Origin of the sequence: Streptomyces sp. NPDC051364, assembly GCF_040682115.1 — a bacterium.
In the GTDB taxonomy this organism is placed as follows: Bacteria; Actinomycetota; Actinomycetes; order Streptomycetales; family Streptomycetaceae; genus Streptomyces.
Map to the genome: position 1 here is coordinate 14,285 of NZ_JBFBAH010000050.1, position 15,752 is coordinate 30,036.

The 15,752-nt window shown below is 71.5% G+C and carries 16 protein-coding genes and 1 pseudogene; 6 read left to right on the forward strand and 11 right to left on the reverse strand.

Features of this window, described 5'->3' with window-relative positions:
- Positions 1-34: 34 nt before the first annotated feature.
- Both AB0M76_RS41220 and AB0M76_RS41225 read right to left on the reverse strand, forming a co-directional pair.
- Positions 35-1,135 carry a phosphotransferase family protein gene (locus AB0M76_RS41220; RefSeq protein WP_365957901.1) on the reverse strand — a complete coding sequence of 367 codons (1,101 nt, stop codon included), beginning with the start codon at positions 1,133-1,135 and terminating at the stop codon, positions 35-37.
- 39 nt (positions 1,136-1,174) lie between these two features.
- On the reverse strand, positions 1,175-2,308 hold the full coding sequence (locus tag AB0M76_RS41225; protein WP_365957903.1) for a hypothetical protein: 1,134 nt from the start codon (positions 2,306-2,308) through the stop codon (positions 1,175-1,177).
- A 230-nt stretch (positions 2,309-2,538) separates the two neighbouring features.
- Here AB0M76_RS41225 and AB0M76_RS41230 point away from each other — a divergent pair, with 230 nt between their 5' ends.
- Both AB0M76_RS41230 and AB0M76_RS41235 read left to right on the forward strand, forming a co-directional pair.
- Positions 2,539-2,775 carry a hypothetical protein gene (locus tag AB0M76_RS41230; RefSeq protein WP_365957905.1) on the forward strand — a complete coding sequence of 79 codons (237 nt, stop codon included), beginning with the start codon at positions 2,539-2,541 and terminating at the stop codon, positions 2,773-2,775.
- Positions 2,776-2,869: 94 nt separating this feature from the next.
- The gene (locus AB0M76_RS41235) at positions 2,870-3,661 is read left to right on the forward strand and encodes a phytanoyl-CoA dioxygenase family protein (protein ID WP_365957906.1); all 792 of its coding nucleotides are present in this window, start codon (positions 2,870-2,872) and stop codon (positions 3,659-3,661) included.
- Here the strand turns inward: AB0M76_RS41235 and AB0M76_RS41240 are convergent.
- From AB0M76_RS41240 to AB0M76_RS41265, 6 genes and pseudogenes are all read right to left on the reverse strand, one after another.
- Positions 3,658-4,056: a GNAT family N-acetyltransferase gene (locus AB0M76_RS41240; protein ID WP_365957907.1), complete on the reverse strand. Its 399-nt coding sequence runs from the start codon at positions 4,054-4,056 to the stop codon at positions 3,658-3,660. The genes AB0M76_RS41235 and AB0M76_RS41240 overlap by 4 nt on opposite strands.
- Positions 4,056-5,228: an acyl-CoA dehydrogenase family protein gene (locus tag AB0M76_RS41245; RefSeq protein WP_365957908.1), complete on the reverse strand. Its 1,173-nt coding sequence runs from the start codon at positions 5,226-5,228 to the stop codon at positions 4,056-4,058. Before AB0M76_RS41245 ends, AB0M76_RS41240 begins: the two co-directional genes overlap by 1 nt.
- A 450-nt stretch (positions 5,229-5,678) precedes the next feature.
- Positions 5,679-6,191, reverse strand: a pseudogene (locus AB0M76_RS41250) (TetR/AcrR family transcriptional regulator); the annotation flags it as partial.
- A gap of 85 nt (positions 6,192-6,276) precedes the next feature.
- Positions 6,277-6,837 (reverse strand): transposase, encoded by a 561-nt coding sequence (locus tag AB0M76_RS41255; RefSeq protein ID WP_365957909.1) that lies wholly within the window; start codon positions 6,835-6,837, stop codon positions 6,277-6,279.
- A 57-nt stretch (positions 6,838-6,894) separates the two neighbouring features.
- A complete protein-coding gene (locus AB0M76_RS41260) occupies positions 6,895-7,617 on the reverse strand; it encodes a VOC family protein (RefSeq protein ID WP_365957910.1) in 723 nt (240 codons plus the stop codon).
- Positions 7,618-7,700: 83 nt separating this feature from the next.
- Positions 7,701-8,009, reverse strand: a complete 309-nt coding sequence (locus AB0M76_RS41265; RefSeq protein ID WP_134068442.1) for a hypothetical protein — start codon at positions 8,007-8,009, stop codon at positions 7,701-7,703.
- A gap of 104 nt (positions 8,010-8,113) precedes the next feature.
- Here AB0M76_RS41265 and AB0M76_RS41270 point away from each other — a divergent pair, with 104 nt between their 5' ends.
- Positions 8,114-8,686: a TetR/AcrR family transcriptional regulator gene (locus tag AB0M76_RS41270; RefSeq protein ID WP_365957911.1), complete on the forward strand. Its 573-nt coding sequence runs from the start codon at positions 8,114-8,116 to the stop codon at positions 8,684-8,686.
- Positions 8,687-8,773: 87 nt separating this feature from the next.
- Positions 8,774-9,697 carry a transposase family protein gene (locus AB0M76_RS41275; RefSeq protein WP_365957912.1) on the forward strand — a complete coding sequence of 308 codons (924 nt, stop codon included), beginning with the start codon at positions 8,774-8,776 and terminating at the stop codon, positions 9,695-9,697.
- Positions 9,698-10,257: 560 nt separating this feature from the next.
- Here AB0M76_RS41275 and AB0M76_RS41280 read toward each other — a convergent pair.
- From AB0M76_RS41280 to AB0M76_RS41290, 3 genes are all read right to left on the reverse strand, one after another.
- A complete protein-coding gene (locus AB0M76_RS41280) occupies positions 10,258-10,410 on the reverse strand; it encodes an SCO1431 family membrane protein (RefSeq protein WP_266631235.1) in 153 nt (50 codons plus the stop codon).
- A 126-nt stretch (positions 10,411-10,536) separates the two neighbouring features.
- Positions 10,537-10,965, reverse strand: a complete 429-nt coding sequence (locus tag AB0M76_RS41285; protein WP_365957914.1) for an SPW repeat protein — start codon at positions 10,963-10,965, stop codon at positions 10,537-10,539.
- A 96-nt stretch (positions 10,966-11,061) separates the two neighbouring features.
- Complete coding sequence (locus tag AB0M76_RS41290; RefSeq protein ID WP_365957915.1) at positions 11,062-12,483, reverse strand: C39 family peptidase; 1,422 nt, start codon at positions 12,481-12,483, stop codon at positions 11,062-11,064.
- A gap of 184 nt (positions 12,484-12,667) precedes the next feature.
- On the opposite strand from AB0M76_RS41290, the gene AB0M76_RS41295 reads away from it, so the two are divergent.
- Positions 12,668-13,303, forward strand: a complete 636-nt coding sequence (locus tag AB0M76_RS41295; protein WP_365957917.1) for a hypothetical protein — start codon at positions 12,668-12,670, stop codon at positions 13,301-13,303.
- A gap of 378 nt (positions 13,304-13,681) precedes the next feature.
- Entirely contained in the window at positions 13,682-15,628 is a 1,947-nt protein-coding gene (locus tag AB0M76_RS41300) for an AAA family ATPase (RefSeq protein WP_365957918.1), read from the forward strand.
- Positions 15,629-15,752 lie beyond the last annotated feature (124 nt).

The following is a 15,752-nucleotide window of genomic DNA, read 5'->3' on the forward strand; positions in this document are numbered from 1 at the left end:
GGATCGGCCGCCGGGTGCGCCGGATCGGCCGGACCTACCAGTACGTGCCCTGCACCATCGCCGCGAGGCTGGCGTGGTGCAGGATCAGGCCGTCCGGATCCGCCGGGACCTCGACCTCCCCGAAGTACGCCTGCCGGTAGGCGATCCGCAGCATCACGATCCCGTGCCGCAGGGCGGCGTACAGCGTGTGGAACTCCATGTCCCGCGGGGTGTGCCCGGTGAGTTCGGCGTACCGGCGCTCCAGGTCGGCGCGGCGCAGGAAGTCCGGCAGGCCGCTCTGGCCGAAGCCGACGGTCAGGTCCTGGAAGAAGCGGTGCAGGTAGACGGTCCAGCCGAGGTCGACCTCGCGGGGGGCGTACGCGGCCATCTCCCAGTCCAGGACGGCCACGGGCCGGAACCCGTCGGCCTCGTAGACGACGTTGCCGATGCGGGCGTCGCCCCAGTTGAGGACGGCGGGGCCCTCGTCCGCGGGCCAGAGCTCCTCCAGCCGGTCGAAGGCCCGCTCCAGCAGCGGGGACGGCGAGAGTCCGTCGACCACCCAGGCGTAGTAGGCGCGTTGGGCGTCGACGTGGCGGCGCAGCGGGCTGCCCGTGCCCTCGGGGAGGAGGAACTCGGCCTCCTTGACGGGGAACTGGTCGTGCAGCCGGGCGAGCAGCGAGATGCTCGCCTCCTGGAGTACGGCGCGTTCGGAGTCGCTCGCGGCGTGCAGCCAGTTTCCCTCGTACGTGTAGGGCATGACGTCGGGCGGGACCCGGCCCTCGGCGCGGGCCATGACAAAGAAGGGCGCTCCGAGCGGCCCGGGGTCCGGCTCCAGCCACAGCACGCGGGGGACGGGCAGGTCGGTGTGGGCGGCGACCAGGCTCATCACGCGGTGCTGGCGGGGCATGTCGTACGTGGGGAACACGGTGTAGGCGGCCGGGTCGGCGGCGAGGCGCAGGGCGCAGGCGCGGACCGGGGTGTCGGGGTGCTCTATGCCGAAGAGCAGGGTCTCGCTGGACATGCCGTTGGATCCGGGGACGGAGACGCCTGTGATCTTCACGCCGGGGAGCTCGGCGTCGAGCCAGGCGGCGAGGCGCCGGCCGAGTTCCTCGGGTTCGCGGGTGGAGGTGCGCGGGCGTGGTGCCGGTGCTGCCATGACTTCCCCTCTCTTCTGCTGGCTCTGGTACGGGCGCTGCTACGGGGCCACTGAGCTGTAGTCGGTGAAGCCGCTCGGGTCGTGACGGCCGAAGCTGCCGTGCTCGAAGATGCCGAAGCCGGTCCGGCCGTCGAGGGTGAAGCGGGCGGAGTGGTCGGTGACGCCGAAGGCGGCCATGGGGTGGGCGGCGGGGTCGGAGAGGTCGTAGACGCGGCGGTCGGTCCAGCCGCGGCCCTGCCAGGTGCCGTGCTGCCAGTCGGCGGCGGGCGGGTAGCCGGCACCGACGGCGAGCGGGGAGGAGTTCAGGATCTCGACGCCGAGTTCGAGGGGTTTGCGGGCCGGGTCGGCGAGGTGGACGACGGCGCTCTCGGGGTGGCGGGTGCCGGGGCGGTAGCGGATCTCGGTCTGGGGCCAGCCGAGCTGCACGTCGTGGCGGCCGCTGCCCTCGGGGAAGACCTGGACCGCCTCGTTCAGCGTGCGGTGCCCGTCGGCGTCCTCCTGGGCGATGACCATGACGAAGCGGTCCTCGAAGCGGACCGGGATCCAGAGCCAGTGGAAGCCCTCGGGCCGGTACTCCTCGGCCGCCCGGCCGCCGTCCTCGCCGGGTATGGGGCGCACGCCCCAGCTGCGGTCGCGGGTGCCGGTCCACTCGGCGGCGGTGAGGGTGTGCTCCTCGCCCTGGGCGCGGATGGTGCCGGTGACGTGCCCGGCCTGGACGAAGCGGCGGCCTTCGAGCATGAGGCGGTCGCCGCGCCGCTGGACGTGGTGGGGTTCCCAGACGGCGGGGAACTCGGCGGTCCAGGTGATGTCGTACGAGAGCCCTGCGGGGTCGGCGGGGTCGGCGTCGCACTGGAGGGTGATCCGCTTCAGGGGTTCGTCGACGGTGATCCGCAGCGGGCCGACGGAGAGGTTCATACGGTCGTCGGTGAGGGCGTCGGAGGCGCGGACGGCGAGGAGTTCGTCGCCGGTGCGCAGGGTGGCGTAGGCGTCGATGACCCCGGCGTTGGGGTACACGCCGAGGCCGAGGATGAGGACGGCCCGGCCGGCGTGGTCGAAGACGTGGAAGATGCAGCGGTCGTAGGCGTTCCGGTCACCGCTGACGAGGTGCTTCATCGACAACGGGGCCTGGTGGACGGGGTATTCGTCGAGGGGTACGGGTCGGTCCGCGGGCATGGCAAACCTCCTGGGCGGGGCGGTGGCGCGGGGTGCGGGGTGCGGGGCGCGGCGTCGGCTGAAGCGGATATGACGGTACGTCAGAAACTGGGCCCGGGGCCAGACTTCTGTCACTCCCTGACATCCCGGCACGTCTGGCCACTTCGGGGAGGGCGCGGCGGGGACACCTCGAACGGATACCCGGAGGGCAGGGGCGGTTACGCGCGGGTCGGGTGGCGCGTTGGCGCTGTATGACCACGCTCGAAGCCCCTGGGGCAAGAACGGGACGGCGGCGGCGGCCGACGCCGCCCGGCTACGAAGAATCGGTTCCGCAGCGGCAGCCCGATCCGCCGATCTACCATGCGCTGCTGGCCCGTTGGGCCGACGACGGCCGCACCCTGCCGGGCCGGCGCGATCCGGAGTGGTCCCGCGTCGTCTCCTCCCCGATCTGGCCGAGCGGCCAACTCTTCGGTGACGGCGGCACCTAGGGGTGTCCTGGGAGCCGCCGGGGTGACCCGGCGCACCCCTCGTGCGCTCCTCGTACGCCTCGCCGGGCCCCGGGCCGCGCGGCACCCTGGGGCCATGACCAACCCGACGCAGCTCCTGGCCGAATACCGCCGCGACGGCTTTGTCGTCGTACCCCCCATGACCCCGCACGAGATATGGGCCGCCCTGACCGGGGAACTGCCCTCCGTCCTCGCCGAGGCGGGACCGCAGCGGTTCTTCGAGGAGGACGGCATGACCGTGCGCGCCGTCTACGGACTCCACCGCAAGGGCGGCCCCTGGCGGGCCCTGGCCGAGGCGTCACCGCTGACGGCCCTCGCCCGGCTGCTCATCGGCGAGGACGTGTACGTGTACCAGTGGAAGGTCAACCCGAAGGCGGCCCGGCTCGGCGACCGCTGGCAATGGCACCGGGACTTCGACTTCTGGCAGGCGGCCGACGGTATGCGGCGCCCGGCGGCCCTCACCGCCGCGGTCTTCCTCGACGAGGTCACCGAGGAGAACGGCCCGCTGCGCCTGATCCCGGGCACGCACACCGACCGGCCGGCCGCGGCCGAACCTCCCGGGGGCACCGGCGACGAAGAGGGTGGCTGGGCGTGGATCACGTCGAGCCGGCTCGCCTACGCCCTCCCGGACACCTCGACGGAGGAGCTCGCCCGTACCCGGGGCGTGTACGAGGCCACCGGGCCGGCCGGAACGGTGGTCTTCTTCCACGGCAATCTGGTGCACAGCTCGGGCCCGAACCGGTCGCCGCACACCCGCACCCTCGCCCTGATCAGCTATAACGCGGTGTCCAACGCCCCGCCCGCCGGCCATCCCGGTGCGCGCCCGGACTACTTCGTCAACCACGACGCGAAGCCGCTGACCGCTTAGGTCGCCTCCAGCGGGAGCAGCCCGGCCTTGGTCGGGCGGAAGCCGCACCGTGCGTAGAAGGGCTCCAGGTGCGGCTCGTAGTCCACGTGCAGCCACTGCGCGCCGGATGCCCGGGCGGCCTCGGCGGCGGCCCGGACCAGCCGGACCCCGAGGCCTCGGCGGCGTTCGTCCGGATGGACGGTGGTGTCCAGGATGAAAGCGTGCGCGCCGCCGTCGCCCGCGACGTTGACGTAGCCGACCAGGCGGCCGTCCCGCCGGGCCGTGATCCAGGCGGTGCTGCGCTCCAGTACCGGCCCGAAGGAGGCCGCCCGGTGCCCCGGCCAGGCCGCACCGAACAGCTCGTTCAGTTCGGCGTCGGCCAGGACCGGGCGCATCTCCAGGACCGGGTCGGTCATCAGCGCGACTCGGGGCCTGCCAGGTGGCGGGCGATGACCATGCGCTGGATCTGGTTCGTGCCCTCGACGATCTGGAGGACCTTCGCCTCGCGCATCAGCCGCTCCACCGGGAAGTCCGCGGTGTAGCCGTAGCCGCCGAGGACCTGGACCGCGTCCGTGGTGACGGCCATGGCGGCGTCCGTGCAGAACAGCTTGGCCATCGCCGCCTGGCGGGAGAACGGCTTGCCCGCGTCGCGCAGTCGCGCCGCCGCCAGGTACAGCGCCCGACCGGCCTCGATCTTGGTCGCCATGTCGGCGAGCATGAAGCGCAGGCCCTGGAAGTCCGCGATGGGGTGCCCGAACTGCTTGCGGTCCAGGGCGTACACCAGGGCCTCGTCCAGGGCGGCCTGCGCGACGCCGATGGCGCAGGCGGCAATGCCCAGACGGCCCGCGTCCAGCGCGGCCAGCGCGATGGTGAAGCCCTGGCCCTCCTCGCCGATGCGGCGCGTGTCCGGGACGCGGACCCCGTCGAAGTGCAGCTGGGCGGTGGGCGAGCCCTTCATGCCCATCTTCTTCTCGGGGACCGCGGCCGTCAGGCCCTCCGCGTCGCCCGGCACCAGGAAGGCGGTGATGCCCTTGGGGCCCTCGCCGCCGGTGCGCGCGAGGACGGTGTAGAAGTCGGCGACCCCGCCGTGGGTGATCCAGGCCTTGGTGCCGGTGATGATCCAGTCTTCACCGTCGCGTACGGCCTTGGTGGTCAGCGAGGCGGCGTCGGAGCCCGAGGCGGGCTCGGACAGGCAGTACGCGCCGAGCAGGCCGCCGCCGAGCATGGCCGGCAGGTGGGCCTTCTGCTGCTCCTCGGAGCCGTATCCGGCCAGGCCGTGGCAGGACAGCGAGTGCACGCTGACGCCGAGCCCGACGGTCAGGCGGGCCGCCGCGAGCTCCTCCAGGACCTGGAGGTAGACCTCGTAGGGCTGCTCGCCGCCGCCGTACTCGCCTGCGTACGGGAGACCGAGCAGGCCGGCTTCCGACAGCAGGGTGAAGATCGCACGCGGGAACTGCCCGGCGTCCTCTTCGTCGGCGGCCACGGGACGGATCTCCCGCTGGGCGATCTCTCGTACGAGCGCGAGGAGGTCCCGGGACTCCTCGGTGGGCAGTTGTCGGTCCACCGGCTGCGGGGCGCGGTCAGTCATGGCGGCGCTCTCCTCCCTCGTCGGGCACGGCGGCGACGCGTGAGGTGTGGGACGCGCCACCGGGTCTCGGTGCTCTCACAGCCGATACTGCCCTCCCGGATCACGGAAGGGGCAGTTCAGTGGCTGCGGCGGCTTGAGTATGCCCGATCAGGAGCGTCCCGTCACCGGGGCAAGATCATCGGCTTTCTCGAACGCCTCTTCGGGAAGGGGCGGCGGCGGACACTCCGGGACGAACTCCCCGATCACCGTCAGCGTCGCGCGCAGCTGGCGCACGAGCAGGGCGCCGAGCCCGGCCCGGTCGGGCTGCCGCGACGCGGCCTCGGCGTCGGCGTCGGGTTCCGCGTCCGGTTCCGCGTCGGCCTCGCCGCCGGGGTCCACCTCGGCATTCGCACCCGCACCCGCGTCGGAGGTGACAGCGTTGTCGGAGGCTTCTGCAGGGGCGGCCAGGGCGCCGATCCACTCCAGGGTGGTCCCCTCGACCGCGGACAGCCAGCCCACGAGCGCGAGCCGGGCGATCGGCGGGATGGTGCGGCGCCCGTACGCGCCTTCGGCGATGGTGGCCACCAGCTCCTCGCGGACCGCGTCGCGGATCGCGAGCACCTCGGCGTCGGAGCCGACTCCCCCGGTGACGATGGTCCGGTAGGCCGCCTGGTGGTGTTCGGCGTAGTACAGATAGCCGTCGATGGTGCGGCGCACCCGCTCGGCGTTGGGCAGGTCCGGCTCCCCGGCGGCGCGGGCGACGAGTTCGGCGACCGAGTCCTCGACGATGGCGAGGTAGTAGCCGCGCTTGCTCTTGAAGTAGTAGTAGATCAACCCCTTGGCGACGCCCGCCTGTTTGGCGATGTCGTCCATAGCGAGCACGTCGTACGAGGTATCGGCGAACAACTTGCGTCCGGTTGCTATGAGTTCAGCCCTACGGACCTGCGAACGCCCGGTTGCACCACGCTGTTGACTATTATTCAAATTCAGCCCTAGCCTCGAACTGCCACAGGATGCCCGCAGTGTGACTCCACCCGTACGTAAACGTGCGGGCTTCCTGCGTCAGCGGCTAGGCCGCCGCACAGAGGGCCGGCCCGGCCCTTTGGTGGACGTTGAGTGCGCCTACGTGGTCGGCGTTCGCGAGGAAGCCGCACGCGGTGCACTCGAACTTCGCCTGGGTGGTGCGGTTCTCCGCGCTGACGTGCCCGCACTCAGGGCGGCTGCGCGATGTGTTGCGGGCGTCCACCGCGATCACTCGGCGACCGGCACTCTCAGCCTTGTTCGCCAGGATCGCAAGGAACTGCCCCCAACCCGCATCGAGGATACTCCGATTCAGTCCGGCCTTCGCGGCGGCACCGTTCGCAAGGAACACGCCGTCACTCTGGGGGCCGGGCCTTGGCGTGGGCAACTTCGTCATACCCGCGATGTTGAGCCGCTCGTGGCCGATCACGTCGCTGTCACGGATCAGCGTTTTCGCCGTCTTGTGGTGATGGTCGAGACGCCGGCGCCGGATCCTGGCGTGCAGCTGGGCGACGCTCCGAGCGGCGGCCCGGTGGTTCTTCGCAGGGCGCCGGGTGCGCTTGGGGAAGATGGCCAGATGCCGCCGTGCCGCTGCCAGGTCCTCGGCCAAGACCCTAACAACTTGGTGCGCGATTGCCTGGGGCAACGCGTTCGGACGGAGTCGGAGCTATCGGGTGTGCTGGGTAAGGCCGAACAGAGCGCCGGTGGGATCGCGCAGGACCACGTCTCCGTTGGAGTCCTGGCGAACTTCGGTCGCACCGAGCTGTCGGGCCTGCTTGGCGTCGGCATCGGGTCTGTTGCTGGCGAAACTGACCAGCCAGAGTGATCGCTGCGCCGTTGGTTCGCCTGGCGGCGGGCTGGTGGCGGCGATGGAGTTGTCCGGCAACCGGAACTCGGTGTGCTCAGGGTTGGAGTTCCAGTGCAGGGCTGGTCGGTAGAAGGCGGCGGCCTGCTCGGAGTGGTCGGTGAGCAGGCTGATGCCGGCGAAGGTGCCCGGTTCGTGGTTCAGCTGCATGCCGGTGTGGGTGCCGGGCTGCCAGAGTGACAGTGGTGCGCCGACGGGGTCGAGAGCGACGGCGTAGTGGCCGAGTGTCCCGACTTCGGTGGGTGCCACGATGATCTGGGCGCCCAGGTTCGTGAAGCGGGTGACGGTGGCTTGGATGTCCGACACGGTGACGTTGATCGTCCAGTAGGGTGCGCCGGCGTCCTCGGCCGGCCCCAGGGCGGCGACGAGTTGTCCGCGCAGCGTGCAGAGCCTGTAGCCGTTGGGGTCCGATGGGGCGACGGTCCAGCCGAACAGCGCGGTGTAGAAGGCCGTCGTCGTCTCCGTGTCGGGAGTGCCGAGGTCGATCCAGCTCACGCTGTTCTCGGGGTGCCGCGTGATGTTCATCGAGATGCCTCTCCGTTGGGGCCGCCTCGCCCCGGTAGTGGAGCGAGGCGGTGTCCAGACTGACTCCGCGGCGCCCTGCGGTGTCAGGTGTAGTAGGGCGAGTTCAGGTCGATGCTGGCGTCCTTGACGATCTCGCCGTCGAACAGTCGTGTCGTTGCTGGGGCTCCGGCCCGGCGCGCTTCTTCGGCGAAGGGGCCCTGGGCGAAGGCCAGGGCGTTCTCGGCGCTGTCGAACTCGTAGAAACCACCGATGGTGTGGGTGCCGATCCCGGACAGCCACGTCTTGCGGATCAGGCCCGGTGCGGTCTTCAGAGCCACGTTGACCTGGTGCCAGTCGAACTGCTCGAACGGCACTGCCGCCTGGATCTCGGTGTAGAGAAACGTCTTGCCCATCACGAACCTCCGGTTTCGGGGCCTGTCCGGCCCACGTCACTAGTACGTGCGTCCTAGTAATCTGAGCATGGAGTAGGATGGCCGTACTAGTCAAGGGGGTCGCGATGGCCGTCGATACGAAGTCCCGCATGATCAGCGCAGCGATCGGGCTGCTGCAACGCCACGGCCTGGCCGCGATGTCCTTCACCGACGTCCTGGCCGAGAGCGGTGCCGCGCGCGGGGCGATCTATCACCATTTCCCGGGCGGCAAACAGCAACTCGCGCTCGAAGCCGCTCGCCGCAACGCGGAGGACGTCCGCGGTCACCTGCACGCACTGCCGGCCCGCACGCCACGCGAAGTTATGGAGTCGTTCCTCGGCAACGTCCGCCCTGTCATGCAGGCGTCCGCCGGGGGCGGCGGTTGCGCAATCGCGGCGGTCACCATCGACGGCGGTGCGGCCATTGCCGACCAGAGCAGCCTTCGCACTGTCGCGGCCGACGCGTTCACCGGCTGGGTCGGCGAGCTCACCGGAAAACTCGCCCACGCCGGAATGAGCTCATCCCAGGCCGCTGATCTGGCCACCCTCATGATCGTCACACTCGAAGGCGCCCACATCCTCTGTCGCGCAGCGGGCAGCATCGCGCCTTTCGACAGCGCCGCCGCAGCCCTGCTCTCCGCCCTCCCGAGCTCGGGTTGACCGATGCCAGAACACAGCAACGTGGCGCGCTGTAACGATCACGCTTCTGCCATGACATGAACAGGGCCGTGCGGGTTGGGTGTTGTTGTGACGCAACACCTTGGCCGCACGGCCTTGTCTCATCATCTCTTCACCGGCCTCCAGCGCCGTCGACTCGGTTCGGTGATCGCGGAGTTGGCCGAGGCGTGGATGGCCGCAGAGGAGGGCCGACTGCACGAGCGTCGAGGCCGCAGCCGGTTGCGTGCGGCCGGTGCGGGACCGAATCACCAGCTGGTGTTCACCGACCGGGTCATCGCCACGCTGGTCGTCCTGAGGTTCCAGCTCCCGCACGGAGCTCTGGCCCTGCTCTACGGAGTGGACCGCTCCACGATCACCCGGGCTGTCCACGAGGTCCGTCCCCTTCTGGCCGCTCGTGGCTTTGCTGTTCCCGGGCAGGGTGACCTGCGGCTTCGCACTCTCGCGGACGTCTTCGCCTATGCGGCGGCTGAGGATGTCGAGCTGCGGTTGGACGGCACGGAGGTCCGGGTTCGACGACACCGGGCGAACAAGCCAGGCCGTCGCGCCTTCGTCTCGGGCAAGATGCGGCAGAACACCAAGAAGGCCACCGTCGTCACTGACGGACAGGGCCGCACCCTGTGGGCCGGGGCCTTCCGGCCCGGCCGTACGCACGACCAGACAGCCGTGAAGACCGAGGGAATCTGCGACCTGTTCGAACAGTACCCCCAGGTCAGAGCCAAGGTCGACGCGGGCTACCGGGGACTTGCCAAGCAGTTCCCCGACCAGAGCCAAGCCCCGCCGCTCAAACCGAAGAAAGGCGCCCCGCCCGAAGGCATCGCCGCCTGGGACGCGGCCCGCCATCAGCAGTCCTCGGAGCGCATCTGCGTCGAGCACGCCAATGCTGAACACAAGCAGTGGCGAACCCTCCAGCGCTACCTCGGACGCCGCGAGTACTTCGACGAGACCTACGCGGCCGTCGCCGCCTTGGTCTCCGACCGCGCCACCGAGAGGTGAGCACCAATCAGACAACCCGCCAGGCCAACACGCCCGGACCCCATTCGTACACAAGGCCGTAAGGAAGCACGGGTTGGCGACGTGCATGCCGTCGCCGATGGTCAGGAAGTGCGTCACACCTACGCACGTATCACGCCCGGCCCCTCCCCTCGCATTTCCCCGCTCACGGCTGATGCGATCACGACACCGGCCGACACTGACAGCACAGTGGGCTCAGCCCTTCGCGGCTCCGTTCCAAGGAATCGGTTCCCCCACCGGTCAAAGCCAGTGGCCGCCTTGAAGGAACATCTGGAGGGCTCACACCGCACAGGCTAGCGAGCGCACAGGGGGCAGATGGCCGCTTCGCCGGAACAGAGGCGCATTGAGCTACGCCGCTACACGGCTCCGGTCCAAGAAGGTACTTCCTCCCCGGCCTGAAGGCCGCGGTTCCACGCCAGGAAGTTCAGATGGCCCTGGTCGGTGCGGAGCAGGCGCTGCTCACCTCGGACGTGATCGTCACCGACGGGCTGCGGCCGGACGCCTCGTGACCAGAGGGCCTCGGGTCACCAGGGAGCCTCGGGTCAGAGCCAGCCGACCTGGGTGACGAACATGGCGACGACGACCACCAGCGTCCAGCCGAGCACGTGCTCCAGCCACTTGGAGTGATCCTTGGGGCCGCCGGTGCGGACGAGGTTCCGGGCGCGGGAGGCGAGGGCGGAGCTGTATGCGGTCATGCCGTCCAATGTGACAGCGTTTGCGGCTTTCGCGGTAGAGACGCCCGCCATTCGTGGCGCGCATCACGTCCCGGCACGCCACCGGGCCCCGGCCGGCTTGCGGTCGGGGCCCGGCGCGTACGGAGGTCAGCCGGAGGCGGCGCGGTTGCGGCCCGCCATGCCCGCCATGGCAAGGGCGAGGCACAGGGCGACGCCGCCGGTGATCACGTTGCTGACCACGCTGCGGGTCGTGCTGACATCGCCGGCGATGACCCACGGAGCCACGATCGTCCAGGCTCCGATGCCGACTGCCGTCCACGCCATCGCGTGGGTGCGTTCATAAGCGGAGCCGAGTCCGCTCATGCACAGGCAGTACGCCAGGCCGGCGATCAGGTTGTTGATCGCCAGCGAGCTGAGGCCGCTGAACCCGGCGATCCACGGCGAGGCCGCCAGGTAGAGGCCTGTGACGAGGGCCAGCGCCTCCACGGCCTGCGCGGCGGGGGTGCTGGTGACCCGCTCGAACCTCGAGCGCATCTCGGCGAGGTCGGGGTGGTGTTCGATGCTGTGGGTGGTCATGGCGGGCCGCCTCCTGTAGAAGACTTTATGTGCCCTTTACGACCTTATGTTGCGCTTATCTGCGCCCCGGGTCAACGGGAAGTTCCGACACTCGGATCACAGCACTCCCACCGCCCGCAGGGCCGCGATCTGGGCGAGGCTCGGGCGGGCCGGGGCGTACAGGTAGCAGATGCCTCCGGAGCCGGTGACGGTCTTGCCGGCGGCGTTGTGGCGCTTGGTCCGCAGCCACACGTTCTCCCACTCGCGCCGCTTGTAGACCCGCCGGACGGCCGTGTTGTCGCGGGAGTTCGGGTCGTTGGCGACCACGTCCCCGGCCGCGGTGAAGCCGATGACGGTCATCAGGTGGCCGGCGGTGCCGTAGCCCGCGCCCGTGAGCTCCTCGGTGCGGAAGGACTGCGAGGTGATCGCCGGGATGCCCGAGCGGACCAGGGCCTCCAGGTCCGCGAGGGAGCGCAGCCGGGTGACGACCCCGGCGAGCCCGCTGTAGGTGGCGGCGTACGCGGCGTTGAAGGGCCAGTTGCCGCACCCCTTGTAGGCGCTGTCGTAGGTGAAGCGGGCCGCGTGGCAGACCTGCGGGTCGGCGTAGCGGGAATCGACCCAGGCCAGGTCCTCGGCCGCGGGCTTGCGGCCCCAGTACTCGACGACCATCTGGGAGGAGGTGGGGCTGCACCAGGCCTCACCGCCGTTGTCGTACTGGGGGTACTGGCCGGTATGGGTCTCCTGCGAGTAGCGCGGGACCTTCAGCTCGTGGGCCGTGCCCGAGGGGGCGGAGGCGGGGACGGTGAACCGGTCCGGGACGTCGGAGACCATGGCCCCGGCCAGCCACACCGTCGGGCCCTGGGCGGTGCCCGGCTTGCGGTGGAGGGTCAGGCGCAGCTGCCAGTCCGTGATCCGTACGCCGTTCGCCCGCGCGGGGGCGTCGACGGCCAGGGTGTCGGTCCACACGGTGGAGGTGCCGTCGGTCTGGCCGTCCACGGAGGTGCGCCGGATGTCGCCGTCGCCGGAGGCCCAGCGGCCCAGTACGTACCAGGGGGTGGTGGCGCCGGTGCCGTAGGTGGCGCGCAGTTCGACCTGGATCCAGGTACCGGCCGGGGTGTGGGCGTTCCAGGACGCGATGGTCTCGGTGCCGGGCACGGCGGAGCGGTGCACGGGGGAGGTCCAGGCGGCGTACTCCCAGGTGCTCTTCTTCCCGGTGTGCGGGTCGGTGTACTCGGTGCGGCCGGCCGGGGCCTCGATCACCAGGCCGGGGCGGTCGCCGGCGAGGGCGGCGGTGCCCTGGTGCGTGCCGGCCAGCCAGTGCACGTACGCGTACCAGAACAGGTTGTCGACCGTCCCGTCGGCGGCGGCTTCGGCAGGCGCCGCTTCGGCCGGCGCGCCGTCGGCGGCTCCCGTCCCGGCCTGCGGGCCTCCGTCTCCGTGCGCTCCGGCCGCCGAAGCCCTGCCGCCGGGGACGGCGGCTGCGGTGGCCGCGGCGAGGGCGAGGGCCAGCAGGGCCCTGCGTGGTGTGGGTGCGGTCATCGGCGTGGCCCCCAGGGGTCGGTGCGGTGGATCGGCTCCTCCACCCTTCCAGTTCCCGCCCACCCGGCGGCGAAGCCGTGCCCCGTGTCGGGGGTGACGGGGGGCGCCGGGCCGGGGGCCCGGGCCGGGGGGCTGCCGGGGCCCGGCGGGGGTTGCCCGCTCCCCGGGGCCATACGCTGGCCGGGTGGAGCCTCAGCAGTCACTTCAGTCACTCGCGCGCGAACTCGCCGCCCTGCCGCCCTCCCTCGGCCCGGTCCGGCTGATCGGGATCGACGGGCACGCCGGGTCCGGGAAGAGCACGTTCGCCGGGCGGCTCGCCGAGGCACTGGGCGGGGTTCCGGTGCTGCACCTGGACGACGTGGCCACCCACGAGGAGCTGTTCGGCTGGCCGGAGCGGCTGCGCGCGCAGGTGCTGGAACCGCTGGCCGCCGGGCGGGCGGCCCACTGGGCCCCGTACGACTGGGTGGAGCGCCGGTTCGGTCCGGAGCAGGTGCTGGAGCCGGTGCCGGTGCTGCTGATCGAGGGGGTCGGCGCCGGGCGGCGGGCGCTGCGCCCGCATCTGGCGCGGCTGCTGTGGATGGAGACACCTCGCGCACAGTCCTGGGGGCGCGGGCGAAATCGGGACGGGCGTGAACTTTCCGACTTCTGGGACGGATGGGAGCGCGCGGAGCTCGCGCACTTCTCGGATGATCCTTCGCGCCCCTTCGCCGACACTTTGGTACGCCAGAGAGGTACGGGATACGAGTGGACTTCCGGGACGGATGCGACCGCCGGAAGGGCCGCTTCCGTCACCGAAGGTGACGGACTCCCCCGGGCCTGAGCCGCTCCGGAAAACCGCTTGCGCGGGCCTGGACCGACTTGCTTGACCTGGGCCCCGCACCGGCCTTACGTTCTGAATGCGCGGCCTTTCCAGGCCGCAGTGGACGCGAAGCCCCCGATCGTTCCCCCGTGATCGGGGGCTTCGTTCCGCCCCCGCCCGGCTCGGAGCCGGCGCCGCAGGGGCCCGGCCTCCCCGAAACCTTCACCCTGAGTCACCTTGCGCGCCCCCGGAGCCCGGCCGACCGGTGCCCGCCGCACCCTACGTATGGTGCGTAGCCGCAGGTACGATGCATCCCTGATTTCATCGGCGCAGTGGACAACTCGCGGGCGCGACGCGGGGGTTGCTGTGCACCACGGGGGCAGGCTTGTGGGGGATGTGATGGATTTCGGCACGCCGGGCACGCACGCCCCGGCCGAACTCGCCTGGCTGCGCGGGGTGGACGCCTGCACGATGGGCGCCTATCCGCAGGCCGAGGAGGAGTTCCGGGCGGCCGTACGACTGGATCCCTCGATGGCCGACGCATGGCTGGGCCTGCACGCGCTCCGGGTGGACACCACGAACGCCTTATTGCGCATGTACGCCCACCGCGACCGCTTCGGCGAACAGCGGGCCCGCCACCGGCGGACGCTGAACTCCTGGTACTGGCTGGGCTGGTGGGTACAGCCGGTCCTGGAGAGCCGGCGCGACCTCCTGCTGGCCCACGCCTCGCACTGGCTGGACGGCCGGCACGTCCCCGAACTGGACCAGGCGCTGGCCGCGCTGCCGCCGGTGGACACCGATGCGCAGGTGCGGTTCCTGCACGCCTGCCGGTCCTACCTGGTCAAGGACTGGGAGCAGCTGGTGCGGCACACCGAGCCTCTGGTGGACGATCCGCTGCTGGGGATCGAGGCGGGCCTGTTCGGCGGGATGGCCCGGGTCCGCCTCGAGATGTACGGCCAGGCCGAGCCGATGCTGTCGGCGGCGCTGATGCGCTGCCGCAGCGAGCAGCCGCAGCGCAAGGAGCTGCGGTACTGGCTGGCGCGGGCGCACGAGGGGACCGGGCGCAGCGCGGCGGCGCTGCCGCTGTACCGGGCGGTCCACCGGGTGGACCCGGCGTTCATGGACACGGCGGCCCGGCTGACGGCGATCGAGGACAGCGACTACGTCGACGGGGCCGACGGATACGCCGGGTACGCCGCGTCCGGCTACGAGGGGTACGCCGGGCACGATCTCTCGCCGGTCGGCGGGGATTTCGCGGCGGTGGCCCTCGGCGGCGGCCCCGTCCAGGACATCGCGGCGGACGCGCAGGTGGAGCCGGACCCGCTGATCGCGCCGGAGCCGGATCCGCGGTCCGGGGCTCCGGGTACGGGCACCGGCCGGGCGGAGGGCGCACGCCGCAAGGTGGCGGTTCCGCCGCAGACCGCGCCCGGGGGGCTGCCGGCCGGGCCGGCCGATCCGGCGCTGCTCGCCCAGGCGCTCGCGGAGCTGGAGCGGATGGTGGGCCTGGAGCCGGTGAAGCGGCAGGTGAAGGCGCTCTCGGCGCAGCTGCACATGGCCCGGCTGCGGGCCGGGCAGGGCCTGCCGGTGCAGCCCCCGAAGCGGCACTTCGTGTTCTCCGGGCCCTCGGGCACGGGCAAGACGACCGTGGCGCGGATCCTGGGCCGGGTCTTCTACGCGCTGGGGCTGCTGGGCGGGGACCATCTGGTGGAGGCCCAACGGGCCGATCTGGTGGGAGAGTTCCTCGGGCAGACGGCTGTGAAGGCCAATGAGCTGATCGATTCCGCGATCGGCGGGGTGCTGTTCGTGGACGAGGCGTACAGCCTCTCCAACACCGGCTACAGCAAGGGCGACGCGTACGGGGACGAGGCGCTGCAGGTGCTGTTGAAGCGGGCCGAGGACAACCGGGACCATCTGGTGGTGATCCTGGCCGGCTATCCGGCGGGGATGGACCGGCTGCTGGCCGCCAATCCGGGGCTGTCCTCGCGGTTCACCACCCGGGTGGACTTCCCCAGCTACCGGCCGCTGGAACTGACCTCGATCGGCGGGGTGCTGGCGGACGCGAACGGGGACCGCTGGGACGAGGAGGCCCTCGAAGAGCTGCGCAGCATCAGCGGGCACGTGGTGGAGCAGGGCTGGATCGACGAGCTGGGCAACGGCCGGTTCCTGCGCACCCTGTACGAGAAGAGCTGCGCGTACCGGGATCTGCGGCTGGCGGGGTTCCCGGGCGAGCCCTCCCGGGACGACCTGTCGACGCTGCGGCTGCCCGACCTGATGCAGGCGTACGGGGAGGTCCTGTCGGGCCGGGGCCCGCAGGACCGCGACCGCCCGGAGCCGCCGCCGCTGTAGCGGGGGTGCCGGGGGCGGGGCCCCCGCCCCCCCCCCGCTCACCCCCCGGCGGGGCGGGTTGCCGGCGGGGCGGGCCGGCGGGGCGGGTTGCGGGGCGCGGGGGGGCGGTCCAGGCCCCCGAGGC